This is a genomic window from Streptomyces sp. NPDC051364 (assembly GCF_040682115.1).
In the GTDB taxonomy this organism is placed as follows: domain Bacteria; phylum Actinomycetota; class Actinomycetes; order Streptomycetales; family Streptomycetaceae; genus Streptomyces.
Map to the genome: position 1 here is coordinate 96,551 of NZ_JBFBAH010000018.1, position 23,875 is coordinate 120,425.

Annotated in this window: 25 protein-coding genes and 2 pseudogenes; 12 read left to right on the forward strand and 15 right to left on the reverse strand. The window is 71.1% G+C overall.

Translation table 11 applies throughout. The annotated features are described in order from the left end of the window. Window positions 1–88: 88 nt before the first annotated feature. From AB0M76_RS29770 to AB0M76_RS29780, 3 genes are all read right to left on the reverse strand, one after another. Window positions 89–334 carry a hypothetical protein gene (locus tag AB0M76_RS29770; RefSeq protein WP_365955814.1) on the reverse strand — a complete coding sequence of 82 codons (246 nt, stop codon included), beginning with the start codon at window positions 332–334 and terminating at the stop codon, window positions 89–91. Window positions 335–456: 122 nt separating this feature from the next. Then, entirely contained in the window at window positions 457–693 is a 237-nt protein-coding gene (locus AB0M76_RS29775) for a hypothetical protein (RefSeq protein ID WP_365955815.1), read from the reverse strand. After that, window positions 672–938, reverse strand: coding sequence for a hypothetical protein (locus AB0M76_RS29780; protein WP_365955816.1), 267 nt, complete (start codon window positions 936–938; stop codon window positions 672–674). Before AB0M76_RS29780 ends, AB0M76_RS29775 begins: the two co-directional genes overlap by 22 nt. 524 nt (window positions 939–1,462) lie before the next feature. Between AB0M76_RS29780 and AB0M76_RS29785 the strand changes: the two genes are divergently transcribed. Beyond that, entirely contained in the window at window positions 1,463–2,044 is a 582-nt protein-coding gene (locus AB0M76_RS29785; protein WP_365955817.1) for a DUF2231 domain-containing protein, read from the forward strand. A 341-nt stretch (window positions 2,045–2,385) separates the two neighbouring features. On the opposite strand, the gene AB0M76_RS29790 is transcribed toward AB0M76_RS29785, so the two are convergent. Further along, the gene (locus tag AB0M76_RS29790; protein ID WP_365955818.1) at window positions 2,386–2,889 is read right to left on the reverse strand and encodes a hemerythrin domain-containing protein; all 504 of its coding nucleotides are present in this window, start codon (window positions 2,887–2,889) and stop codon (window positions 2,386–2,388) included. A 171-nt stretch (window positions 2,890–3,060) separates the two neighbouring features. Here AB0M76_RS29790 and AB0M76_RS29795 point away from each other — a divergent pair, with 171 nt between their 5' ends. Together AB0M76_RS29795 and AB0M76_RS29800 are read left to right on the forward strand one after the other, a co-directional pair. Next, window positions 3,061–3,603 (forward strand): hypothetical protein, encoded by a 543-nt coding sequence (locus tag AB0M76_RS29795; RefSeq protein WP_365955819.1) that lies wholly within the window; start codon window positions 3,061–3,063, stop codon window positions 3,601–3,603. Between the two features lies 1 nt (window position 3,604). Beyond that, on the forward strand, window positions 3,605–4,081 hold the full coding sequence (locus AB0M76_RS29800) for a hypothetical protein (RefSeq protein WP_365955820.1): 477 nt from the start codon (window positions 3,605–3,607) through the stop codon (window positions 4,079–4,081). Between the two features lie 103 nt (window positions 4,082–4,184). Here the strand turns inward: AB0M76_RS29800 and AB0M76_RS29805 are convergent, their stop codons facing one another. Then, on the reverse strand, window positions 4,185–4,370 hold the full coding sequence (locus AB0M76_RS29805) for a CsbD family protein (protein WP_365955821.1): 186 nt from the start codon (window positions 4,368–4,370) through the stop codon (window positions 4,185–4,187). Between the two features lie 358 nt (window positions 4,371–4,728). On the opposite strand from AB0M76_RS29805, the gene AB0M76_RS29810 reads away from it, so the two are divergent. From AB0M76_RS29810 to AB0M76_RS29820, 3 genes are all read left to right on the forward strand, one after another. Continuing rightward, window positions 4,729–7,158, forward strand: coding sequence for a SpoIIE family protein phosphatase (locus AB0M76_RS29810; protein WP_365955822.1), 2,430 nt, complete (start codon window positions 4,729–4,731; stop codon window positions 7,156–7,158). A 174-nt stretch (window positions 7,159–7,332) separates the two neighbouring features. After that, window positions 7,333–7,695, forward strand: a complete 363-nt coding sequence (locus tag AB0M76_RS29815) for an STAS domain-containing protein (RefSeq protein ID WP_365955823.1) — start codon at window positions 7,333–7,335, stop codon at window positions 7,693–7,695. 37 nt (window positions 7,696–7,732) lie between these two features. Further along, entirely contained in the window at window positions 7,733–8,047 is a 315-nt protein-coding gene (locus tag AB0M76_RS29820; protein WP_365955824.1) for a hypothetical protein, read from the forward strand. Window positions 8,048–8,158: 111 nt separating this feature from the next. Here the strand turns inward: AB0M76_RS29820 and AB0M76_RS29825 are convergent, their stop codons facing one another. After that, the gene (locus tag AB0M76_RS29825; RefSeq protein WP_365955825.1) at window positions 8,159–8,644 is read right to left on the reverse strand and encodes a DUF6328 family protein; all 486 of its coding nucleotides are present in this window, start codon (window positions 8,642–8,644) and stop codon (window positions 8,159–8,161) included. A gap of 52 nt (window positions 8,645–8,696) precedes the next feature. Next, complete coding sequence (locus AB0M76_RS29830; RefSeq protein ID WP_365955826.1) at window positions 8,697–9,068, reverse strand: DUF3618 domain-containing protein; 372 nt, start codon at window positions 9,066–9,068, stop codon at window positions 8,697–8,699. 93 nt (window positions 9,069–9,161) lie between these two features. Here AB0M76_RS29830 and AB0M76_RS29835 point away from each other — a divergent pair. Both AB0M76_RS29835 and AB0M76_RS29840 read left to right on the forward strand, forming a co-directional pair. Continuing rightward, a pseudogene (locus AB0M76_RS29835) lies at window positions 9,162–9,308 on the forward strand (DUF4230 domain-containing protein); the annotation flags it as partial. 127 nt (window positions 9,309–9,435) lie between these two features. After that, window positions 9,436–10,476, forward strand: a complete 1,041-nt coding sequence (locus AB0M76_RS29840) for a vWA domain-containing protein (RefSeq protein WP_365955827.1) — start codon at window positions 9,436–9,438, stop codon at window positions 10,474–10,476. Window positions 10,477–10,652: 176 nt separating this feature from the next. Here AB0M76_RS29840 and AB0M76_RS29845 read toward each other — a convergent pair whose 3' ends face one another. Next, the gene (locus AB0M76_RS29845; RefSeq protein WP_365955828.1) at window positions 10,653–11,996 is read right to left on the reverse strand and encodes a lipase family protein; all 1,344 of its coding nucleotides are present in this window, start codon (window positions 11,994–11,996) and stop codon (window positions 10,653–10,655) included. A 243-nt stretch (window positions 11,997–12,239) separates the two neighbouring features. Here AB0M76_RS29845 and AB0M76_RS29850 point away from each other — a divergent pair, with 243 nt between their 5' ends. Next, window positions 12,240–13,514 (forward strand): helix-turn-helix domain-containing protein, encoded by a 1,275-nt coding sequence (locus AB0M76_RS29850; protein WP_365955829.1) that lies wholly within the window; start codon window positions 12,240–12,242, stop codon window positions 13,512–13,514. A 201-nt stretch (window positions 13,515–13,715) separates the two neighbouring features. On the opposite strand, the gene AB0M76_RS29855 is transcribed toward AB0M76_RS29850, so the two are convergent. After that, on the reverse strand, window positions 13,716–14,270 hold the full coding sequence (locus AB0M76_RS29855; RefSeq protein ID WP_365955830.1) for a hypothetical protein: 555 nt from the start codon (window positions 14,268–14,270) through the stop codon (window positions 13,716–13,718). A gap of 175 nt (window positions 14,271–14,445) precedes the next feature. Between AB0M76_RS29855 and AB0M76_RS29860 the strand changes: the two genes are divergently transcribed. The 3 genes and pseudogenes from AB0M76_RS29860 to AB0M76_RS29870 all read left to right on the forward strand — a co-directional run. Further along, a complete protein-coding gene (locus tag AB0M76_RS29860) occupies window positions 14,446–14,610 on the forward strand; it encodes a hypothetical protein (protein WP_365955831.1) in 165 nt (54 codons plus the stop codon). A 340-nt stretch (window positions 14,611–14,950) separates the two neighbouring features. Continuing rightward, on the forward strand, window positions 14,951–15,556 hold the full coding sequence (locus tag AB0M76_RS29865; RefSeq protein ID WP_365955832.1) for a hypothetical protein: 606 nt from the start codon (window positions 14,951–14,953) through the stop codon (window positions 15,554–15,556). An 83-nt stretch (window positions 15,557–15,639) separates the two neighbouring features. Continuing rightward, window positions 15,640–15,777 (forward strand): annotated as a pseudogene (locus tag AB0M76_RS29870) (protease); the annotation flags it as partial. A 7-nt stretch (window positions 15,778–15,784) separates the two neighbouring features. On the opposite strand, the gene AB0M76_RS29875 reads toward AB0M76_RS29870, so the two are convergent. The 6 genes from AB0M76_RS29875 to AB0M76_RS29900 all read right to left on the reverse strand — a co-directional run bounded on the left by AB0M76_RS29875 (window position 15,785) and on the right by AB0M76_RS29900 (window position 23,819). After that, window positions 15,785–18,010, reverse strand: coding sequence for a sulfatase-like hydrolase/transferase (locus AB0M76_RS29875; protein ID WP_365955833.1), 2,226 nt, complete (start codon window positions 18,008–18,010; stop codon window positions 15,785–15,787). A 104-nt stretch (window positions 18,011–18,114) separates the two neighbouring features. Then, entirely contained in the window at window positions 18,115–19,227 is a 1,113-nt protein-coding gene (locus tag AB0M76_RS29880; protein ID WP_365955834.1) for an LLM class flavin-dependent oxidoreductase, read from the reverse strand. An 11-nt stretch (window positions 19,228–19,238) separates the two neighbouring features. Beyond that, the gene (locus tag AB0M76_RS29885) at window positions 19,239–20,300 is read right to left on the reverse strand and encodes an LLM class flavin-dependent oxidoreductase (RefSeq protein ID WP_365955835.1); all 1,062 of its coding nucleotides are present in this window, start codon (window positions 20,298–20,300) and stop codon (window positions 19,239–19,241) included. After that, window positions 20,297–21,676 carry an NtaA/DmoA family FMN-dependent monooxygenase gene (locus tag AB0M76_RS29890; protein ID WP_365955836.1) on the reverse strand — a complete coding sequence of 460 codons (1,380 nt, stop codon included), beginning with the start codon at window positions 21,674–21,676 and terminating at the stop codon, window positions 20,297–20,299. The genes AB0M76_RS29885 and AB0M76_RS29890 overlap by 4 nt, the downstream gene beginning before the upstream one ends. A 23-nt stretch (window positions 21,677–21,699) precedes the next feature. Then, on the reverse strand, window positions 21,700–22,923 hold the full coding sequence (locus AB0M76_RS29895) for an LLM class flavin-dependent oxidoreductase (protein WP_365955837.1): 1,224 nt from the start codon (window positions 22,921–22,923) through the stop codon (window positions 21,700–21,702). Window positions 22,924–23,075: 152 nt separating this feature from the next. Continuing rightward, window positions 23,076–23,819 carry a GNAT family N-acetyltransferase gene (locus AB0M76_RS29900; RefSeq protein WP_365955851.1) on the reverse strand — a complete coding sequence of 248 codons (744 nt, stop codon included), beginning with the start codon at window positions 23,817–23,819 and terminating at the stop codon, window positions 23,076–23,078. Between the last annotated feature and the right edge of the window lie 56 nt (window positions 23,820–23,875).

Below are 23,875 nucleotides of genomic sequence, written 5' to 3' on the forward strand. Positions count from 1 at the left end.
CGCCAGAGCACCGACCACGTCGCTCAGACGCCCCCCGCCGCAGCCGCAGGCGCAGCTACAACGCGGGCGGACCGGTTCACGCTGACCGTCAGCGGCCCTCGGAGTCCCCCTGCCGCGCGTCATCCGGGTGGATCTGCTCCTCACGGCCGATGCCCGGACGGTGGCGCTTGGCACGGTGGCCCCCGGCATCCGCCTCGCCTTCGCCCTCGCCCCTGCCCGAACGCCGCACGACGGCGTCGTCCGCCTGCTGCCGGGCTTCACGGTCACCGCTCTCGCCCAGCGCCTCGGACGGCGTGGTCCGCGGGTGGTGCCTGGCCTTCTCATGGCCTGCCATCGTGTCCTCCCTCGATGTGCCTGTCTCGTGCGACTACCCCGCCACGTCACCCCCACGCCCCTTCCAGTCCGTGGGCGGCCTCGAACCCGGATCCGGTCGGTGCCGGTCGGCCGCCCGGCCGTTTACCGGCAGGTCGCCGCAGCCGCCGTGGTGCCCGTGAAAGCGGGGGCCGGTGTGGGGGCCACGGTCGGCTTTGCGGACGGCCGGCCGCGGTCCGCCTCAGCGTGGACCACGTCCACCGGCTGGTCCACGCGCAGCCGCTGGAACAGCCGGGCAGCATCCACGCCGATCAGTTCGTCCCGGTTCGGGTCGGCGCGGTAGGGCTGCCGGGGCGCGGTCAGGAACTGCACCCGGGCCACGGGGATGTCCCGTCGCGCCCCGTCTGCCCGCCCTGTCCGACAGACGACATCAACTCGCCGGTCTCCACCGCCGTTTCCTCCTCGACGTACCAGAGGGTCTTCAGCGCGACGGCTAGTACGTCGCCCAAGCGCTCCCGCTTCGGGCGCTGGCGCGCCTGTACCGTGTCCTCGACGGCCGGGGGGTGCAGGCCCGATTGCTCGGCCAACTGCCCAAGCCCGCCCTCGGCCGGGTCGACCAGGCGCATCCAGCCGAATTCGCGCCGGCCAGCCCGCGCAACCGCTTCAGCACGCGTCGGCAGGCCTCGTCGTCAAGGCCGCACCCGACCGTCTCCGAGCGGCCCGACCGCTCCTCGTACACCACACGTTCCGAACGCCGCGCATGCTTCACTGCCCCGATTTCATGCGCGCCGGACCGTGCGGGGCGTTGCCGCGCGCTGACCCGCGCACTGGGAGAGCACCGGGCCTGAGACAGGTTCCCCGCCCTCCATCTGAACCTTGCCGACCAGGCGCGCCGCCAGGCGGGACGGCGTCGCCCCAAGGACTACGCCTCCGCGACGCACGCGAGATGGCCGTCGTGATCGTCTTTGCGCGGGAACCGAGCCTTACGGAAATGCTGTGCGTGCACCCCACTCGCGCTCGCACCCGGAAGACAACAGCGCGCAGAACCCGCACGCTCATCCAGCCGCGACTCCCCCGTTGGCAGGCAGGCCGTTCGGGTGCAGTCGAGGCCAGGGTGGGATGGCGGCCGGATGCCGGGTAGGCGTCGTGTATGGACGCACACACCCTCGATACCTCGACGCCGGCCGGGCACGCCGCGGCACTCGACACCGCATCCGCATGGTGGCTGACGGCCCTGGACCGGCTCGAACGAACGACGGTGGCCGATCCGGCGATCGGGGTTCTCCAGCGCGGAATCCGCTCGCTCCCCCTGGGCGGGACGCGTGAACTGTTGCGCGGCAGGCCGCTGGGCCACCCTGTGCATCCCGTGCTGGTCCAGGTACCGATCGGCTGCTGGATGTCAGCCGCTGTACTGGACGTCGTACCTGGTGCACAGCGCGCGGCAACGACCCTCACCGCCGTCGGGCTGGCCGGGGTCGCCCCGGCAGCGGTCGCCGGCTGGGCGGACTGGGCGGACCTGCCGCCCGAGCAGGCCCGGGTCGGGCTGGCCCACGCAGTCTCCAACGTGGCTGCGGTGGCCTGCTACACCGCCTCCCTGACGGCTCGGCTCCGCGGCCGCTCGACGAAGGGCAGGCTGTGGTCGTGGGGCGGGCTGACGGCAGTCGCCGTCAGCGGTGCGCTGGGCGGGCACGTGGCCTATCGGCAGGCCGTCGGAGCACATCCCGCAACCTGAGGGCTGTCCACCGTAGCCAGCATCCGGACGGGGACTGCCCTGCCTTCAGCGTGGCGCTCCGTGTGCATGGACCGCTTCGAGCCCGGCACGTTCATCGGCCCGGGCGCCGCCTTCGGATCACCGGGCACGACATCGAGGCGATGCTCGAGCCGGCGGACGGCGACCCCGTGCACGGCGCCCTGCAGATCGCCCGCGGCGTGCCCCTCAGGCCCTGTTACAAGGCCGTGCGCAACGCGCTGCGCCCTGGTCTCAGGCCCCGCGAAGGTGCGCCTCGGCCTCCACGTGCTCGGCGTAGAAGTCCTCGCCGGCGGGACCGGCGGGACCGGCCGCCGCCGTCTTCGTCATCCCCGTACGACGGCGCGCACGTTCCGGATGCTGCCGCAGTCGGCCGCGAGGTGCCGCTGCCGCTCCCGCAGGAACGCCGCCCCGAGCTCGGCCCTCCGCTCGTCCGGCACGTTCTCCCTGGCGCCGTTGAGGATCGTCCGCTCCTCCTCGTCGAGGTGGTGGGAGACCGCCTTGACCAGGTCCTCCAGGCGCGCGTCCCACTCGTCGGAACCCACCTCGGACACCTCGAGCAGCGCCAGGAGCGCCTCATTGCCCTCGGCGTGCTCCTCGCTTCCGTGCTCGACCTCCTCGTTGTCGACGTCCTTGAACCTCTTCAGCGCGCCGTACACCTCGGACTCCTCGGCCTCTCCGTGCGCGATGAGCAGGGCGGAGAACTTCGCGAGGGCGTCTGCCCGGTCCTCCTCCACACTGCGCATCCGGCGAAAGAGGTCCTCCATCGTGCGGTGGTCCTTGAGGATCACGGCGACGACGTCCCGGTTCTCCTGCTTGTCCGCGGCCATGCCACGTACCTCCTGCTCTCGGTCTTCCTGCTCCGTCTTCGCTTCGGCGCCTGCTCGATGGCGGTGAGTTCAAACCCGGCTGCCGTGGTTGGCGCCGCCCGTACGTGTTTCCACCGCGCCCACCGGGGCAGCCGCGTGAAGAGAGAAGAGCCCCCGGAACGGAGGCCGGAGATGTCAACCAATTCGCTGATAGCCGTCATCGTCGTGGCGGTGGTCGTCGTGTTCGCGCTCACGGCGCTGCTGTGGACGCTGGCCCGGCGACGCCACCTGCGTGAACAGTTCGGGCCGGAGTACGACCGCACCGTCGAGGAGCGAGGCGACAAGCGCTCCGCCGAGCGGGATCTGCGCGCCCGAGAAGCGCGGCACGACCAACTCGACATCAAGGAGCTGTCGCCCGAGCGCCGACACCAGTACGCGGACGAGTGGACGCGTGTGCAGCAGCAGTTCGTGGACCGGCCGGAAGGTTCCGTGGCACAGTCCGACGAGCTCCTGACCCGGCTGATGGGTGAGCGCGGCTATCCCACCGAGGGGTATGACGGGCAACTGAGGGACCTGTCGGTGGAGCACGGGCGCACGCTCGAGGCGTACCGGGCCGCCCATGCCGTCAAGGTGCGCAGTGGTGCGGGAGAGGCGACGACAGAGGAGCTGCGCGGGGCGATGGTGCACTACCGCGCCCTGTTCGAGGAGCTGCTCTCCGACCAGAGGAGCCGATGACATGCATGAAAACGAGGAGAAGGCGGGGCGGGAGTCCGAGCCCGTCCTGACAACGGAAGACCTCGCACGTCCGGCGCCGCCCCGTGACCGGGACGCGGCCGTCTACCCGGGCGAGGCAACCGGCGGGCAGAACGACGCGACGCAGGTGCCGGCGGACCAGCCTGCCGGTGAGCAGGAGCCGGAGCCGGGTCGCGAACCCGAGGGCGAGGAGGAACCGCTGCTGGGCGCCGCGGAGGCGGAGCGGTACCGCACCACGTGGAGCGAGATCCAGGGCCGGTTCGTCGACGACCCTCGGGAGGCGGTCCGGTCGGCGGACGCCTTGGTGGCGGAGGTCATGCAAAGTTTTGCGGGCACCCTCTCCGAACACCGGAGCGGGCTGGAGAAGCAGTGGGACCGCGGGGAGCAGGTGGCCACGGAGGACCTGAGGCAGGCCCTGCGGGCCTACCGTTCGCTCGTCAACCGGTTGCTCGACACCTGAGCCGCACGTCCCGTCGAGCTTGTGGGTGCCCTGCCGGGCCACTGCCCGGCAGGGCACCCTCTACGCACATCGCAAGCCGTTCGAGCCCGGGGCGGGACGCAGGTCAAGACCTGCCCGTGGCCTTCTTCGCCTTGTCCGAAGCCTTCGACGTCATCTCCTCGGCCTTGCCGCTCATCCGCTCGGCCGACCCTTCCGCCTGCATGCCCTTGTCGTCCATGGCGCTGCCGGCGGTCTCCTTGATCTTGCCCTTGACCTGCTTGGCCTTTGCCTTTGCCTTTGCCTTGCTCATGACGAGGTTCTTCCTTCCTTGAGGGGATACCGCCCGCCCACCCTGCTTCCGTGGCAGGCATCCCGCAATCCGTGCCGGACCGCCCGGCATCAGGGACCTGGCGATCCGGGATTCTTTGACGAACGCCGCGCAGACGACGCCGAGGTCGGCCGGCTTGCGGCCGGTGACCAGGGTCAGGGCGCCGCGTTGTACACGCGTACGGGCTCGTCCACCCGAGTGCTGCGGGGCCCAGGTGGTTCCTAGGCGTACGCGGCGTCGGAGACCGGGCCCGCTGCTCGGTCGCCCTCGGCGCCTACCCCGTGGGACGTACCTCAACCTGGGCACGCCGCGCCGTGCACGGCCGTGCCATGCTCGAGGCATGAAGGGCGACGCCGCGGGTGAGGGCGCCGCACCCGAGGTGCTGGCGCTCGCCAAGGTGGTAGCCAGGCTGCGATCGGAAATCGTGGACCTGGAAGGCCTCGCCGCGACCACGGCCGTCGTCGAACGGGCCAAGGGTGTGCTGATGGCCCAGGCGTGCGTATCCGCCGACACGGCCTACGAGATGCTCCTCGGCCGTGCCGGTGAGCGGGGCCGCACCCTGTTGGAGGAGTGCTGGATCGTCCTGGGGCGGATGCGCTCGCACCCGCCGCCCGGGCGCGCACCCTCCGACCCGCCCGTGGCCCCCGCGGCCGCCGTCGCGGGGAACGAGCCGGCCGCGCCGGCCTCCGGCGCCGGACGCCATCTCGTGGGCGGCGCGGCGCGGCGCCCGCTCCTGGCCCGGATCGCCGACGGCCTGGCGACGGCCCGTGGGGGTGATGACATCGCGGAGCTGCTGCGGACCGTGCTGGGCGGGGACGCCGGCGTGGATGCGGTGATGATCTACTCCCTGGCCTCCGCCGGGAGCCTGGAGCTGACCGGCCGCGCCGGCATCGACGAGGAGCTCGCCGAGCAATGGCGCCACATCCCCCCGCTCAGCGGCGTCGCTGCCCACAAGGCCATCGCCGGGCGCCGGGCCCTGTGGCTGGAGGACCCGGCCGAGGACGCACGCCGCTACCTGCTCATCGCGGAGCCGCCGGACCGGTGGCCCTCGCGAGCCTGGCTCCCCGTACCCGCCGACGGGCCCCCGACGGCTGCCATCGGCTTCCTGCGCACGAAGCCGGGCCGCTTCGCGGCCGACACCCGAGCGCTGCTGCGTCGGGCGGCCCGGCTGTGCGCGGGCCGGCTGGGGGGAGCGGAGCGGCCCCGCGACGCCGACGCCGAGGGGACCCCGGGCGGCGTCGACGTGGCGTCCGTCCAGCGCATGCTGGACGCGCTGGCCACACCCGCGATCCTGCTCACCCCGCTGCGCTCGGAGGCGGGCGAGGTGGAGGACTACCGCATCGACGCGGCGGCGCCCGAGGCAGTGGATGTGGCCGGGCGGCGTGGCAAGGAACTCGTGGGCCGCCGGATCCTGGAGACGTACCCGACCGTGGCGGGCACCTCACTGTGGGACGGCTACCTGGAGACCCTCACCACGGGAACCGGGTACGAGGGAGAGCCCTTCACCTATGAGGAGGTGATCGCCGGCGTCCCGCGGCAGTCCGTCTACTCGGTCCGGGCATCCAGGCTGGGAGACCGCCTGGCCGTGTCCTGGATCCGCCACGACACCAGCGAGCGCGAGGCTCGGCGGCTCATCGACATGCAGCGGCTGGGCAACCTCGGCTGGGCGGGCTGGAACCTGACGACGAACACCATCACCTGGTCCGATCAGGTCTACGCCATCTTCGACCGCGACCCCCGGGACGGGCCGATGACACTGGAGGAACTGCCACGACACCTCCTGCCCGACGACCTTCCGAGACTGGGCGGGGCCGTCCAGCGGCTGCTGAGCGAGGGGGAGGCCGTTGACCAGCCGTTCCGTATCGCCACCGCGCACGGCGTGCGGCACCTGCGGATCGTCGCCGAAGCCCAGACGGACGCCGACGGCACCCCGGTCGAGGTGCACGGCTTCTTCCAGGACCTCAGCGCGCAGCGCGGCGCCGAGCTCGCGCTCCTCGAGAGCGAGCGCGCCGTCCTGCTCCAGCGCGGCATGCTCCAGGCCGAACGGGCGCTCGCCGCACGTCTCCAGGAGACCCTGCTGCCGATTCCCGAGCAGTCCCTGGAGCTGGCCGGCCTGTGCATCGACGTCGCCTACGTCCCCGCCGACAGCGGGGTCAACGTCGGAGGCGACTGGTACAGCGCCATCGAACTCCCCGACCAGAGCGCTCTGTTCGTCGTCGGCGACGTGGCCGGCCACGGCTTGGCCGCCGTCGGCACCATGGCCCAGCTGCGATTCACGACGAAGGGCATGACGGTGACCGGCTCGCCCCTGCCCGACGTCCTGCGCAGACTCAACACCCTCCTGCTCCACACCGCTTCGGACCCGTCCACCAGCGCCACCGCCACCATGGTCATGGCCCGCTACCAGCCCTGGGACCGGCGCCTGATCTGGGTACGGGCAGGCCACCTGCCCCCCTTGCTGGTCCGCGGCGACCGGGCGAGCTTCCTCGAACAGCCTCCGGGCAGCCTCCTCGGCGCCACCTTCGACACCTCCTACGCACAGGCCGTCATCGACCTGTTGCCCGGCGACCACCTGCTGCTCTACACCGACGGACTCGTGGAGGAACCGGGCGAGGACCTCGACGTCGGACTGGACCGGCTCGCCGCGACCACCCTGCGGCTCCTCCGGGAAGGGCGGGGCGAAACCCTCGCCCGTACGCTCGCCGCGCTGTGCCCGGGCAACCGCGACGACATCTGCGTCCTGGACATCCATGTCCCGGACGACCCGTGATCCGGCGCACCCGGGCGTGGCCGCATCCTTGAATCGCCTGCACCTCCGTGCCCCCGGTCGCTTGGGCGGCAAGCGACGGGGTAGGCGCAATACACCCCGAAGATCCCGGACGGGAGACGCCATGACAACCTCAGCGGTTCATCTGAGCGGGCAGGCAGAAGGGGTGTGTACGTGATGTCCACGGCGAGCGGAGAGCGTTTCACCGTCGAGGCGCAGTCCCTCCCCGGGGCCACGGTTCTGGTCATGGCGGGGGAACTCGACCACGACACCGCCGAGCCCTTGCGGCAGGCCCTGGACGCCACGTGGCAGGACGGCGGGAGGCTGCTGGTCGACCTGAGCCGGCTGGATTTCTGTGACTCCACAGGGTTGAACGTGCTGTTGCACGGCCGACTCGCGATCGGGCAAGCCGGCGGCAGCCTCGAACTGGTCGGGTTGCACCCGCCGGTCGCACGCATGTTCCATGTCACAGGTGCGGACCGGCTGTTCCGGGTCCACGCCGATGTGGAAGCCGCGCTGGCACATCCCCAGCACACGTAGCGGCGGAGCACCCGTGGAGGATGGCGGGTCACCGGAGATGACCCGACGCCTCGCGCTGGACGGCACCGCGAACGCGGTCACCCGTTGCCGCGAGTTCACGCGTCAGGGCCTCGCCGAGTGGTGCCGGCCGCCAGGCCCCGTGGACGTGGGCACCTGCGAATCGGAGCTCACCGACGACGCCTTGCTCCTGGTCTCCGAAGTCATTGCCAACGCCTGCCTGCAAGCCGGCCGGCCGACGTCCCTGGTGCTGCGCTGCACGGCGGAGCGGCTACGGATGGAGGTGACGGACGAGAGCCCCACCGCACCACGGGCCGGGCACCGGACCGACCCGTCCCGGCCGGGAGGGCACTGACTGGTCATCGTGGAACGGATGGGCCGGAACCGGGGTTGGAATCCGGCGGTCGCAGGGCCGCGAAGTCCGTGTGGGTGGAGGCCGACTCCCGGTGAACTCCGCGCCCGGCGGTCAGTTCTCCGCGGTGTAGCGGATCCGCGCCCACAGGGGTAGCGCGAACCAGCACAGCAGGTACCAGGCCAGCACGCCTCCCACGAGCCACGGCACGAGGGCGTTGTGGGTCGCGACCCGCAGCACCAGGCAGAGGGCTGCGGTACAGGTGGCCAGCAGCAGGACGAGGCCCGTGAAGGTCAGGCGCCCGGCCCACACGACCGCTTCGGGCTTGATCCGCCGACCCGAGACGATGCGGTGGAAGGCGACCGGCCCGATGAGCGCACCCGTCGCGAGCGCGCCCAGCACCACGGTCACGATGTAGATCGTCTTGTCGGTCTGCGCAAGCCCGTGGAAGGTGGGGGTGAAGGCGACCGTGAGCAGGAATCCGAAGAGGATCTGGACGCCGGTCTGGGCGACGCGGATCTCCTGGATGAGCTCCTGCCACTGCCGGTCCGCGCGTTCCTCCGCGGTCTCATCCCGTCCGGCCCCGCTGGCATCCGGCATGACGCCTCCCTGAAACGTCCCGTCCGGCTGCGCCTACCCCGGGGCCACCGCCTCATGCTCCGGCGCGCACGGGGCCGTCACGCGCGTCACGTGCGGCTTCGGCCGGACCACCTCGGAGGCCTTCACCGCCGGCGCCGCGTTCGCCCCGCCCGCCGGTTCGCCGGGTTCGCCGGACGAGCAGGACGGCGGCCAGTACGCCGGCGGCCGCGATCAAAGCAGGGCGGTTGGTCCGGGCCGTGCCGGGATCGGGCGCCTTGCCCTCCACCAAGCGCCCGACGAGCGCAGCCGTATCCAGCAGCCGGCCCGTGACCTGCGCGAGCTGCCCCTTGACGGCAGCGGCCGCGTCCTTCACCCGCGCTGTGACGTCGGCCTTTGCGGTCAGTGCTCCGATCGTCCCGCCGAGCTGCTCTCGGGTGTGGGCCACCCGCTGACGAGCTCCTGCTTCGGTTCCGTGGCGATCACCAGGTCGCCGTGCCGACCGGCGAGCTCGCAGGAGCGCAGCCCGGAAACGGCGCGGAACGTCACCGTGAACGGCGACCGCACCAAGGCGTCGATCCGGCTGCCACACGCGCTGCTCGGCACGGCAGCCCTCGACCCGAACCGTTCGTACACGGTGTCGAAGCAGCGGGGCCTGCTGGACCGGATCGGCGATCTGTTCTCCGACAAGGGGGCCGGCCCCGACACCGAATCGGCAGCAGGGAGCGTGGCACCTCGCGCTCCGGAGCCCAAGATCGATTGTCAGTGGTGGGTGGGAAGATCGGAGCATCAAGTCGGAAAACAGGGGAGCGGTCATGTCCGGAAACCAGAACTACATCAACCACGTTGCTCTCGTGCTGGATGCCAGTTCGTCCATGTCACAGCTGAGTCGCAAGGTCGTCGAAGTAGCCGACCAGCAGATTGCATACCTGGCCCGCCGATCGCAGGAACTGGACCAGGAAACCCGCGTCACGGTGTACGTCTTCTCGGACAGGGTGGAGTGCGTCATCTACGACAAGGACGTGCTGCGCATGCCGTCCCTGAAGCAGCTGTACCGCGTCGGCGGAATGACGGCTCTGCTGGCGGCCACGCTGAAGTCACAGCGGGAGCTGGCGCAGACGGCTCAGCTTTACGGCGACCACAGCTTCCTGACGTTCGTGCTGACCGACGGACAGGAGAACGCGAGTCATCGCTGCCCCGATGCCCCTGCCCGGGACCCGCGTGCACTGGTGCAAGCAGTGGCGACGATGATCGAGACACAGGAGGACAACTGGACTCTGGCCGTTCTTGTGCCGGACCAGATGGGCAAGCGCGAGGCCATGCAGTGCGGCTTCCCGAAGGACAACATCGCCATCTGGGACGCCACGAGCACACAGGGTCTGGAAGAGGCCGGGCAGGTTATCCGGGAGGCCACCGAGAAATTCATGGTGGGCCGCGCCAAGGGCATCCGGGGATCGCGGGCGGTGTTCTCCACGGGCGCAGGAGCAGTCAACAAAGACAGCATCAAGGATGCCGGCCTCAGCCCGGTGGATCTGTCGCAGTACCAGCTGATTCCCGTGGCTCGCGAAGCGGCGATCCGTGACTGGGTCATCGAGTGTGGCCACACTTACCGTACCGGTTGCGCCTTCTACCAGCTGAGCAAGTCAGAAAAGATCCAGGGGCAAAAGCAGATCGCGGTGCTGGAGAAGAAGACGGATCGCGTCTACACGGGACCGGAGGCCCGAGCCCTGCTCGGCCTGCCGGACACGGAAGTCCGCGTCAAGCCGGACCACAATGACGACTTCACGATCTTCGTGCAGAGCACCAGCGTCAACCGGAAGCTGGTGTCGAACACGCGGCTGTTGCTCATGACCTGACGGCCTGGCGCGTTCAGCACGCCGCTGGCACCGGCCGCTGCTGGACGACCGTACCTGCGCGGCCTTCCCCATGCGCCCGCGGCGGAATCCCGACCGCCACGGCAACGTGCCCGGGTCCGGTGGCACTTGCGAGGTCCTGCCGGGCGGATTCGGCGCGGCAGGACCTCGCACAGACGTCAGGACGGCGACACCGGCTCCTCCGGTGCCAGTGAATTGCCCGTGGGGATGCGGCCGCAGTCGGACGGGGCCGTCCTGCCCGCGAAGCGGTCACCCAGCCAGCCCAGCGCGACGGGTGCCCAGACCACGGACCCGCCCGTGTGGCTGAGCAGCTCGTACTGGCTGTACTTGACGGCAGAGTCACCGGTGGTGCAGTACTGCCGGGCGAGCGCCCGCACGTCCCCGGCGACCATGACGCCGTCGCCCCTGCCGATTCCCGGGTGGTAGCCGAAGGTCCCTTCCAGAACACCCGCGTTGCCCTGGGCGATGAATCCGGGGATGGCGGGGGTGGCGGCCGAGCCGAGGTTGAGCTTGTTCATCGCCTCCACGAACGCGGAGATCGAGTTGGGGTCGGCGTACTGCGACTTCGCCATCTTCTTCCAGGTCAGCCCGGGATAGTGACCGAGGGCGTCAAGGATGGAGCCGTGCTCCAGCTCCTTGTACACCTCCAGGCCGTAGTCGTTGAGATAGGACTTGAGGTCGATGCCGTAGGAGCGCGAGACCCCGATGACCGCCATGGGGATGACGCCCGACCACGCCAGTGAGCCGTCCACGTACTTCAGGTTGTGTGCCGGGTCCACGAGCAGGCCGCCCTCGGCGTAGCCGACCAGCTTGCGCTGGACGTCCGGCGCGTAGCTCGGCGCGAGCGCAGCGGCCCAGTTGGTGGCGATGGAGCCACCGGAGTAGCCCATGAGGCCGAATGCGGTGGCGGAATTCAGTCCGGTCTGCGCCGACTTGGTTGCGGCGCGGATCGAGTCCAGCGTGTTCGTCCCGTACTCCGGTCCCGCAGCGAAGTGCGCCTGCTGCCCCTCGGTGTCCGGGATGACGACGTCGTAGCCCTGCGTCAGCAGTGGCGCCAGGAAGACGGCCTCGACGTTCGGGATGAGGCCGCCCAGGCCGACGTTGCCTGCGATCGCACGGGACGGCCCGTCCTCCGGGCTGAGGGAATCGTAGAACGACTGGTAGGACACCGCCTTGCTGCGGTCACCCGTCGGGCTGCGCACCACCGTGGTCACGTTGGCGGCCGGGCGGCCCTGGGCGTCGGTGGTGCGGTAGAGCAGTTGGACTGCCTTCAGGGGCGTGGAGATGCCGACGAGGTGGTACTGCAACGTCCGGGTCTTCAGCACGGTGCCCGGCGCGAAAGCGGACAGGGGCTCGCTGCTGCCATAGGTGTAGAACGGGTCGCTTGTCGTAGACGTCGCTGCTACAGGCATGGACTGGGCGGCGGTGGCCGCCGGCGCGGCGGTCATGGCCGCCGCGGTGGCGACAACGACGGAGATCAGGCGAACGGCTGCCTTGGACATGCGTTCCTCGATTCCTGGGTGGGGGGCTGACGCGCCGGCACGAGGTCGCGTGCATCGGCGCGTCAGGCCGGGGCGGGCGGCCCCCGGCAGGGGATTGCGGTGAACGATGCGGCCGGGTCTGCCACATCTGGCCATCCACCGGCCAGTCGTGTTACCAACCAGTAGGTGATGTCCCGGAAACATCATGGGGCCGGTACGCGGCCGCGTCTCCGGGGTGGGGAACAGAGATGTGCGAGGTGGATTGTGACCGGATCCAACGCGGTGGGACGGGACTCGGTGCCGAAGTTCGGCGGCGTGCCGGTCGACAAGCGGCTTCAGGACGCCTCCGGGGCGCTGGAACGTGCGGTGATGGTCCGGCTCGTCGAGCGGCTGCCCGTCTACGGAACGCTGTCAGCGGAACACCTCGGCGGTGACATCGCCAAGCAGGTGACCCGCGGCATCCGGAGCTTCGCCGCGGTCCTGCGCACCGGCGAACTGCCGGGGCAGGCCGAAGCGGCGGCGATCCGCGAGTCCTCGGCCCGGCGCGCCGACGAGGGCGTGCCGCTGGAGGCCGTGGTCGGTGCCTATCACCTGGGTGCGGAGGAGTGCGCCGCCCAGGTCTTCTCGGCGGCCGAACCGGATGACCTGGGCGACGTGCTGTTGGTCCAGCGCCAACTGCTCGCCTATCTGCGGCTGGTGAGCTGCGAGGTCGCAGCCGGGTACGTACAGGAGCGGCAGACGGCGCTCAGTGACGAGCAGGTCGCCCTGCAGTCGCTGCTGTCCCGGCTGCTGGAGGGCGGCAGCCCGCAGGTCGCGGCCGACCGCGCGGGCATCCGTCTGCCGCCCTGCTACCTGGTGCTGAGCATCACCGTGGGACCGCACCCGGACGAACTGGTGCCCGGCATGAACCATTCGGTCGCCGCGCGCCGCAAACTCCGGCGGCTGCGCAATGAACTGCAGCGCCAGACGGGGGGTGTCCCGCTGTCCGTGCTGTCCGGCGACGGCGGGCTGGTGCTGATCCCGTACGAGACGCCGGCCGCCGACTTCGGCCGTACGGACCGGGACCGGCTCTCCCGGCTGGTCGAACAGCTCGGCCGGATGTGCGGCGCCGAGCTGTTGGCTGCGGCGGCGGCCGCAGCACCGGAAGGCGTTGCAGAGGCCGCGCGGCTGGCCGGCGAGGTACGGGAGGTGGCGGAGGCGTCCGGCCGAGCGCCCGGACTGTACCTGCTCGACGATGTGCTGCTCGAGTACCAGCTGAGCCGCCCGAGCCCGGCCAGGGACGGGCTCGCCGCCCTGCTCGACCCGCTCGATGCGCGCCCGGAGCTGCTCGTCACGTTACGCGTCTTCCTCGCGTGCAGCCTTGACCGGCGCCGGGCCGCCGCCCGGCTCCAGGTCCACCCGAACACGGTCGACTACCGCCTGCGCAAGGCGACCGAGTTCACCGGACTGGACGCTTCCCGCGGCGCCGATGCGCTGACGCTGCGCGCCGCACTGGCCGCCCACGACGCCGTACGGCAGGGCAGGCCCGACTCAGGGTGACACCGCCCGGCTCCGCCGGGATCAGCTTCACGACTCACCCAACCCAACCCGTGCGGCCCTTCTCATGTCACGGCCGACCGGGACGATCACCACGTCCGCCGAGGCCGCAAAGCGACGTCAAGGTTCGATGGCACAGGACACCTCGGCGTCGGCCGGCCGACTACGAGTCACAGGCGGGGCTCCTGCGTCGTGTGGCGGCCGTCAGCGGGTGCGTCGGGGGCCGCCGCGGTACGGGCGGCGGCGGGAGACAGCTTCGGGAGCGGCCTCGGGCGACGAGAACCCGCCGGCCACTGCCACACGCGCCGGAGCCGGTGAGGCGAGGAGGGGCGAAGCAGCGGCCGAAGCTGCGGAGGGACGAGGAGGCGCCGACTGCTGGGCGCGGCCGAGGACGGCGGTGTGGGAGATCAAGGGTGCGCAGGCCTGGCAGATCTCGGCGAGGGTCCAGACCTGGCCGACGGCCGGGTTGTGGATGAGGACGAGCAGCGGGGCACCGGTACAGGAGGCTCTGGTGTCCTCGTGGAATCCGCATTCGGCGGCCCGGCAGGCACACGCCGCGTTGGGGCGGACAGCGGCGAGGCGGGCGTGCGCGCGGGCGTGCTCGGCGGCGAACCGTCGCATGGCCGCCGGGTCCTTGGAGCGGGGCGGCATGCGGCACGCCTCGGTGCTGCAGGTGACGGAGACGGTGTGGTCACCGTGGCCGGTCAGACGGACCGTCCAGGTCCGCCCCGGGACACGGGATCCGGGATTCGTGGTCAAAGGAGAGTTGTCCGTTCACGTATGTGAGGTGGTGTGCCCACTGTTCGACAGTCTCGCGTGTGGCGACAGTGAATTTTCACGCGGCCCCGGCGTCGGCACGGGCCCCTTACTGGTGGCCCGGTCACGCGGAAGACCACACTTTAGATGATGAGGCAGGCGGCGAGGCCGAGGGAGAGTGCGCGACTGCGAGCTGCCGGCCATCGTCGCCAGGTGGGTGCAAGGGGAAGAGCTGCATGGAGCGCGCATCGACGACATGCAGCCGGTGGCTGAAGAGATCATCCTGCTCGCCAGGCGAGCTCGCGAAGCCGGCGAACAGCTCTACTGCTGGATGTTTCCGTGAGGCGGCCGGCCTGGATTTCAGGTCGGCAGTCGGCGCACCGGGTCACCTGAGACCTTGACTCCGGGGTCCGCGGGCGGCGTAGTCCGGCGTCGGGCCGGCGGGGCGCTCTCCTCTCTGTGCGGCTGGTCTGAATATCCGAGAATCCGTATGTCGCCGGCCGCGGAGGCGCGGTCCCGGTCCGGGGTGAACGTGGCGGTGAAGTCGGCATGTGAAGACGACTGGACGGGGCGGGTGGCGCGTACGGTCGGCGGTGGGCCGTGGCTCGCTGTCACGGCTGTCGCCCCTCATCCGGTTGGGGACCGGTCCCGTCCGTTGATGGCGCCGGAACAGGAGCACGCCGATGCGTCTTTACGCCCAGACTCGAGCACGTCGTTGCCGGCAGGTGCTCGCTGACCTCATCGCCGTGGTCCTGGTGGCGGCCGCGGTGAGGTTCGCGCTGGCCGTCCACGATGGGATCATGCTGCTGGCCGAGCCGGGGCGGACGGTAGAGGACGCGGGCGGCAGTCTTGCTTCCGGCCTCGGCGATGCGGGGGATGCGGCCTCGAACGTGCCGCTGGTCGGGGGCATCCTGAAGAAGCCGCTGCAGTCCGCCGCCGAGGCCGGCAACGGGCTCTCCGATGCCGGGCAGTCGATGCAGGACATGGTGGGCCGTGTGGCAGACCTGACCGCATTGGTCCTGATCGTCACCTCGGTGGCGATCGTGCTGGCCCTCTGGCTGCCCCCGCGCGTGCGCTGGATCCGGCGTAGTGCTCGGATCCGAGGTCTTCTCGACGCTCCCGGCGGTGCTGATCTGCTTGCCCTGCGCGCCTTGACCGGGCCGGTGAGAGACCTCGCATCGGTCGCCGTTCCGCCGGAGGGTCTCGCCGATGCCTGGCGGCGGGCAGATGTGCAGGTCATCGGCGAGCTGTCCCAGGTGGCGCTCAGGCAAGCCGGCCTGCGCCCCTGAAAGCGCGGCTCCCCCGCAGTGTCGCCACCATGCACAACCTCGCCAAGACACGCGAGCTGAGGCCGAGTACGAGTGCCGGCGATGCACGGGACACGGTCCTCGGCCAGGAGCGGACCCAGCGCCTGAAGGGCCTGAGCATCGACCTGCGGATCAACGGCGGCGGCTCCGACACCCTGGGCATCGACATCGCCGGGCGTCTCACCGACGCCCCCTACGAGGCGCTCCCGCTCAGCGCACGGTCACCCGGGCGAGGGCCCAGGAGGTGTGGTCGAACGCCGTGTTGGCGTTGGCGTCCTCGACGACCAAGTGCAGCAGTTTCACCCCGCGTACGTCGACATCCACCTGCACGGGACCGCCCGCGCCGGTCAGCTTGCCGCTGGTGAACAGCGCCTTCCCGTCGCCCCGCACCGAGGCCTTCGTCGCGCCGGTGGCGGCCTGGTTCGTCGAGAAGGCGTCGATGCCGACGAGCGCGGTGAAGCGGTCCGCAGTTCCGCCGAGGTGGTAAACGATCTCGGAGGGTGCATGGACGCCGAGGCCCTTGGCGTAGGTCACTCCGCCGAACGAGATCGGCGTGCCGTCCCCGGCGTCCTGTCGCCCGTTGGACCGGTCTCGTTCCACCGGACCCCAGCCGTTGGTGGCCGACACCCACTCGAGATCGCTCAGGTACGCGTCGGCGACCGGCGCCGGCGGCACCGTGGAAACCCGTTCCGTGGCGGAGTAGCGCAGCGGCCCGGTCGGTGACTCCGCGGCGCCGTCGACGGTCAGCGGCCACTGCGTGCCGGGGATGGCCGTCGCGGGCGGGGTGACCCGCCAGGACGTGGCCAGCGTGGCTCCGGCGGCCAGCAGCTCCTGGCCGGTCGCGGTGGCCGCCTGGACCTGCCAGCCTGCCGGGGCACGCAGCGCGAGGAGTGCGCGGGTCCAGGGCTTGCTCGACCCGTTGCCCAGGGTCGCGCTGACCGTGAGGGCCTGACCGGGCACGGCCGGCCCTTGGATCTGCGTCCGGACTCCGAAGGGCTTGCGGACGTACGTGTCCACCCATGAGGAACGCATGAGGGCGACCAGTCCGGTCACCACGGAGGGGTTGACTGCGGCGACGTTGCGCTGCTCACCGGCGTCGGAGGCGAGGTCGTACAGCTCGACTTGCCACTGTGCGTCGGGCAGTGCGTGGTCCCTGACGGGCGCGAACCGCACGGCCTTCCAGTCGTCCTTGCGTACGGCCTCGGCGAGCCAGGTGGCGCGGCCGCCGTCCTCGGCGTTGGCGCGGCTGGTGACGCCGCGTTCGTCCCGGTACCAGTACAGGTGGTTGTGGCGTGCCGCGTTCGGGCTCCCGGCGAGCAGCGGGGCGGCCGACAGTCCGTCGATGTCGGCGGGTGCGGGTGAGCCGCCGAGTTCCGCCAGGGTGGGCAGCACATCGGTGAGCGAGGTGGGACGGTCGCTGGTCCCCGCCCCGATCCGGCCCGGGGACCAGGCGATCAGCGGGACGCGGATGCCGCCCTCGTAGAGGTTGCGCTTGTAGCCGCGCAGCGGGCCGTTCGCGTCGAACAGGTCGGGGTTGACCCCGCCTTCCTCGTGCGGGCCGTTGTCGCTGGTGACGAGGACGACGGTGTTCTCGGCGATGCCCAGCGCGCGCAGCCGGTCGGTGACCTTCCCGACGAGCGTGTCGAAGTAGGTGATCTGGGCGGCGTGGCCCTTGTTCTGCTGGGTCCAGGTGCGGGAGGCGTAGGCGCCGACGTCGGGGATGTCGCTCGGTGCGTGTGGCACGGTCGGCGTGAGGAAGAGCAGGAAGGGCTCGGCGGCATGGTCGCCGATGAAGTCGAGCGCGCGCTGCTCGATGAGCTGGGGGGCGTAGGCGCCCTTCGCACCGCCCGCGTTGGCGGCGATCGTCTCCTTCGCGCCGTTGTGCCACAGGTACTGCGGGTAGTACTCGTGCGCGTGCCCGTGGTCGATGTATCCGTAGAACTCCTCGAAGCCACGGGAGTTGGGGTGGCTGGGCTGGTCGCCCTCCTCCGGCCCGAAGCCCCATTTCCCGATCACCGCGGTCCGGTAGCCGCGGGCGCGCAGCACCTCGGCGAAGGTGGTGTCACCGGCCTTCAGCGCGCCGGGGGCGCCGTCGGGATTGGCCCGGACGGCGGAGTGCCCGGTGTGCAGGCCGGTCAGCAGCGAGCAGCGGGAAGGCGCGCAGACCGCGGCAGTCGAGTAGGCGTCGGTGAACCTCAGGCCCTCGGCGGCGAGCCGGTCGATCCGCGGTGTGGTGATCAGCTTCTGGCCGTACGCGCCGAGGTCGCCGTAGCCGAGGTCGTCGGCAAGGATCACCACGAGGTTCGGTGTGGCCGTACCGGCGGTCGTGGCGGCCTGCGCCGCCTGAGCCGCCGCCCGGGCCTCCGGCGCAGCGGGGAGCGCGGCCAGGCCGAGGGTGGCCGCGGACCCGGCGATGAAGTGGCGGCGGGTGGGCATCAGGGGCTCCTTGGCTCTCGCGGACGGAATTCGATCATGCGGAGCGCGCCGGTCTGATGGCCATGCACACGGCATTAAGAGCGTGTGACAGCTCGGCCGGCGCCTCAACGGCGCTGCCACTCCTCGGCCAGGAGGCGGTAGGAGCGGACCCGGTCTGCGTGACCGTGCGTGATCGTCGTGATCAGCAACTCGTCCGCCCCGGTGGCCTCCTGCAGCCGCTCCAGATGATCCGCCACGGTCTGCGCGGAGCCGACGAACTGGGTCTCCACCCGGTCGGCGACAAGCGTTTGGTCCGCCTCCGTCCAGGTCAGGGCGCGCGCTTCGGCAGGCGTGGGGAAGGGGATGGCGCCCTCGGCGGTACGGATGCTGCGCACCCAGGGCGCGTACCCGGTGGCCAGTTCGCGGGCGGTCGCGTCGTCCTCGGCGACGACGACATCGGCGGACACCGTCACGTACGGCTGGTCCAGGTCGGCCGACGGCTTGAAGGCGGCCCGGTAGCCCTCGGCCGCCTCGAGCACAGAAGCGGGACTGACGTGGTAATTGGCCGCGAACCTGAGCCCGTTGCGGCCCGCGGTCTCCGCACTGACTCCGCCGCTGCTGCCCAGGATCCACACCTGTACGTCGGCCCCCTCCCCCGGGACGGCATGTGCTTCCACTCCCTCCGGGGAGCGGTAGTCGCCGCGCAGCAGCGCGAGCAGGTCGTCCACCTGCTCGCCGTAGTCCTGCGGCTGGGCACCGGGCAGGTTCAGCAGCCTCTGCTGGAGCGCGACCCGCGGATGACCCAGCAGGTGCGCGAAGGAGAACCGGGCCGGGATGCGCAACCCGTTCGGGGTGTACCCCTCGAACGGAGGGACCTGCGAAGTCCGCTGCTGCGGACGGCCGGCCGAGCGGCCCAGGCCCAGGTCCAGGCGGCCGGGGTGCAGCGCGTCGATCAGGCCGAACTCCTCGACCGTGGACAGCGCGGTGCGGTGCCCGAGCTGGACGGCGCCGGAGCCTATCCGGATGGTCGAGGTCGCGGAGGCGGTCAGCGCGAGCACGACCGCCGGGGAGGTCCCGGCGACCCCCGGATTGAGGTGGTGCTCGGCGAACCAGTAGCGGGCGTAGCCGAACGCCTCCGTCTGCCGGGCGAGATCGATGCTGTGGTGCAGGGCCTCGGCGGCGGTCGAACCGGACGAGACCGGGACGAGGTCGAGGACCCCGAGGGGGATGCCGGACATGGCCGGGCTCCTTAAAGGTCGGGCAAGGACGGGTCGGGGAAGGAAGGGTCGGGGATCTCGCGGCGCAGCACCGGGGCGATCCGGGACTGGAAGAGTTCGAGGGAGGCGCGATGCTCCGCGGGGGTGAGCCCGCCCGGCTCCGCCTGGAGGTGCAGGGCCGTGTGGCCGAACGCCTCGTGGTAGCGGTGGACTTTCTCGATCACCTGCTGGGGGCTGCCGACCAGTGCCGAGCTCCGCTCGACGAAGTCCTCCAGCGTCGGGAAGACGGGATCCACACCCTGCTGCTTGTGGAAGGCGAGGTACCGGGCGAACGCAGGCCGGTACGCCGCCACCGCCTGCTGCGAGGTGGGGGCTGCGTGGTAGCCGGCCGTACCCGCGCCGACGACGGCGTGCGCCGGATCGTGCCCGTAGTGCTCCCAGCGCTCCCGGTAGTGGCGGATCAGTTCGGCGTACGGGCCGATCGGGTGGGTGACGTTCGCCGAGAAGAGCGGGTCTCCGTAGCGCGCCGCGAGATCGACGGACTCCCTGCTGGTCGCACTGCCGTGCCAGACCCGCAGGGCCGGCTGGAAGGGCCTCGGCAGTACCTCGGCGCCGGCCAGCGAGGGGCGGAAGCGCGGCTCGGCGCTCACCTTGTCCTCGCGCCAGATGCGCCGGAACAGCTCGTAGCCCTCGGCGTTGCGCTCCCACTGGTCCTCGGGGGTCACGTGGAACAGCTCGCGCTGGGCCGTGCCGTTGCCCTTGCCGATCATCAGCTCCAGGCGGCCGTCGCAGAGGTGGTCGAGCGTTGCGTAGTCCTCGTACGCCCGCACCGGGTCCAGCAGGCTCAGGGTGGTCACGGCGGTGAACAGCCGGATCCGGCGGGTCAGCGCGGCGATGTGGCTGAGCACCACGGGCGGCGAGGACGACAGGAACGGCCGCTCGTGGCGCTCGCCGACCCCGAAGCCGTCGAAGCCGAGCTCCTCCGCGAGCAGCGCGGCGGCGACCACCTCGCGGAACCGCTCACGGGTGGGTGTGGGGGCGCCCGTCACCGGGTCCGCGGAGTCCGTGATCAGGGTGATGGCCAGGAACTTCATGAGCCCGCGGCCTGCCTGCCGGAAGGCGCCTGCGGCACCGCGAGCCCGAGGTGGTCGCGCAGTGTGGTGCCGGCGTACTCGGTGCGGAAGACCCCCCGCTCCTGCAGCAGCGGGACGACGGTGTCGGCGAAGACGTCCAGGCCGCCCGGGGTGATGTGGGGGACCAGGATGAAGCCGTCGGCCGCGTCCGCCTGCACCAGCGTGTCGATCTGCTCGGCCACGGTGGCCGCGGAGCCCACGAAGGTCTGGCCGGAGGTGGTGGCGATGACCAGCTCCCGGATCGAGAGGTTCTTGGCCTCGGCGAGCGCGCGCCACTGCCGGGCGGTTTCGAGCGGGTCGCGGAACTGGCGGACGCTGGCCCGCCCGAGGGCGACGGTGTTCTCGCCGGTCTCGGGATCGATGCCGGGCAGCGGGCCGTCCGGGTCGTAGGCGGACAGGTCCCGGTTCCAGACGTGCTCCAGGTACTTGATCGCGGTCTGCCCGCTGACCTGGAGGCGGCGCACCTCGTGGGCGAGCTCGTGTGCCTCGGCGTCGGTGTCGCCGAGGACGAAGGTGGCGGCAGGCAGGATCTTCAACTCGTCGTGGCTGCGCCCGTACGCGGCCAGCCGGCCCTTGACGTCGGCGTAGAAGGCCCGGCCCTCGTCGAGCGTCCCGTACCGGCCGAAGATCGCGTCGGCGGAGGAGGCGGCGAACTCGCGGCCCTCGTCGGAGTCGCCCGCCTGGAAGATCACCGGCCGGCCTTGCGGGCTGCGCGGCACGTTGAAGTGGCCCTCGATGTCGAAATGCTGCCCCTGGTGGGCGAAGGCCCCGGCCCGCGCGTCCCGCAGGAAGGCGCCCGAATCGGGGTCGGCGAGGATCTCGGTGCCGTCCCAGGAGTCGAACAGCTCGGTCGCGGTGGCCAGGAACTCCTTCGCGCGGGAGTAGCGCTCCTCACGCGGCAGGAATCCGCCGCGCCGGAAGTTCTCGCCGGTGAAAGCGTCCCAGGAGGTGACCACGTTCCAGGCGGCCCGGCCCTCGGACAGGTGGTCGAGCGAGGCGAACTGGCGGGCCACCTCGTAAGGCTCGTTGAAGGTGGAGTTGATCGTTCCGGTCAGCCCGAGACGCTCGGTGACGGCTGCCAGAGCGGCGAGCACCGTGAAGGTGTCGGGACGACCGACGACATCCAAATCGTATATCTCTCCGCCCTGTTCGCGCAGCCGCAGCCCCTCGGCGAGGAAGAGGAAGTCGAACTTGGCACGTTCGGCGGTCTGCGCGAAGTGGACGAACGAGTCGAAGTCGATGTGGCTGCCGGCCGCCGGGTCGCTCCACACGGTGGTGTTGTTGACGCCCGGGAAGTGGGCCGCGAGATGGATCTGCTTGAGCGGTTTGCTACTCATGACGGGTCCTTACGGGTCCGGGATCAGGCGGCGGGGTGGGCGGCATAGCGGCCGACCGGGCGCACCAGGCCCAGCAGTCCGCGCAGGGTGTCCGCCTCGTACGCGCGGCGGAAGACTCCGCGCCGCTGGAGCTCCGGTACCAGCCCCCGGGTGATCGCGGGCAGGTCGTGGGCGAGTGCGCCCGGCCGTAGCCGGAAGCCCGACAGGCCGGCCGTCCGCCAGTCCTGGAGCAGGTCCGCCAGCTGCGCCGTGGTCCCGGTGAAGATGGCCGTGTCCTTGCTGTACGGGGCGCCCGCGAGCGCGTCCAGGCGGCTGCGGCGCGCGTCGGCCGCCGGAGCGTCCTCGTCCAGGAACACGGTGAGGTCTGCGAAGAGGTGCAGCGGCTGCTCCGCGAGCCCGGCGGATTCCCGGGCCTGGCGGATCTCGGTGACCGCGGCGCGGGCCCCGTCGGCGTCGCGCACTGCGATGTACCCGACATCCGCGGACCGGGCGATGAGGCCGTACGCCGCGCTGCCGTCGCCAGGCGCACCGGCGGCGCCGGCCGCGGTGACAACGGGCTGCCCCTGCGGCGGGCGGGGCGTGATCGACGGCCCCCTGACGCTGAAGTGACGGCCCTCGAAGTCGATGTAGTGCAGCTTGTCGCGGTCGATGAACCGGCCGGTGGCCACGTCACGGATCTCGGCGTCGTCGTCCCAGCTGTCCCACAGCCGCCGGATCACCTCGATGTGGTCGGCGGCCTCCTCGTAGGACTCCGCATCGGGGAGCGGGACCGCCCGGCGTCCGAAGTGCCGGGCTTCGTAGGCAGGTTGTGAGACATGGATGCGCAGGCCCGCACGTCCGCGGCTGACGTGGTCCAGGGTGGCGATCGCCTTGGATATGTGGAAGGGCTCGGTGTGGGTGGCGATCACGGTCGGGACCAGTCCGATGTGCCGGGTCAGCGGTGCGACGCGGGCGGCGGTGAGTACCGCGTCCAGCCGTCCGCGGACCTGGTCCGTGCGCCCGTCGAGCCCGTCGGCCGAGGACGACTGGAGGGCGAGGGAATCTTCGAAGGTGACGAAGTCGAGCAGTCCGGCTTCGGCCTCGGCTACGGCATCGGCCCAGTAGCGGGCTGTGAAGAGTTCACCGGGCCGGGCACCCGGCTCGCGCCAGGCTGCAGGGTGCCAGCCCGCGCCGTCGAGCGCGACCGCGAGGTGCAGCGATTCGGCAGATGCTGATGTGAAAACGGATGCAGGCGGGAATGAGGACACGTCGAAATGCGCCTTCCTGATCGGCCAAGCGAAAAGGAGGCCGATACGCGTCGCCGAATATGAGGACGTATGAGAGGGCGATGAGGAAGCCCGTCACTGATATCTCTTCGAGACGCTACGCCCGATAGCGGTGCCATACAATGACCTGAATATTAAGAGAAGTTGGCAGCGGTGTTGCCGGGCGCACGGACCGCCATGAAGGACGGCCGGCGGCGCAGGGTGAAGCCGATCGACTCGTACAGTCGGATCGCCTTCGTGTTGCTCGCGGCGGTGTGGAGGAACGGGACGTCGCCGCGCTCCCGGATGCCCGCGGCGACGGCACGGACCAGCCGCGTCGCCAGCCCCCCGCCCCGGTGGTCGGGATGCGTGCACACCGCGCTGATCTCGGTCCAGCCGGGCGGCCGCAGCCGCTCTCCGGCCATCGCGATCAGCCGGCCGCGGTGCCGGATGCCGAGGTACGTGCCCAGATCGACGGTACGGGGCAGAAACGGACCGGGCTTCGTGAGCTCGATCAGACCGAGGATCTCGGAAACGTCACGGGGGCCGAGCCTGACCGCCTCGGGGGCGGGTTCGGCGCGCAGCGAGGTGTCGACCAGCTGGACGCCGGGGACCGAGCCGACGGTCTCCCAGCCGTCGGGCGGGGTCACTACGCCGGCGAGCACGGCGATCCCGCCGTCGCCGACCAGCCTGCGCAGGTCGGCCCACGAGTCCGGGTCGGCCGGGTCCGCGAGGGCGGCGAACGGCGAGACGTCCGACGGATAGCGGGCGGCGCGGGAGGAGGAGGGGTCGGCCCCGGGCCGGGCCGCCCACTCGGCGAAGGCGGCGTGCACGCCGGACAACGAGGCCCAGGCTGGGTTGTCGAGGACGTGCGGGGACATCACGGCGCCCAGGCTCATACCCGTGCTCGTACTCGTACTCGTGCTGGGACCGGCGTTCGTGCTCATGGGGCGGG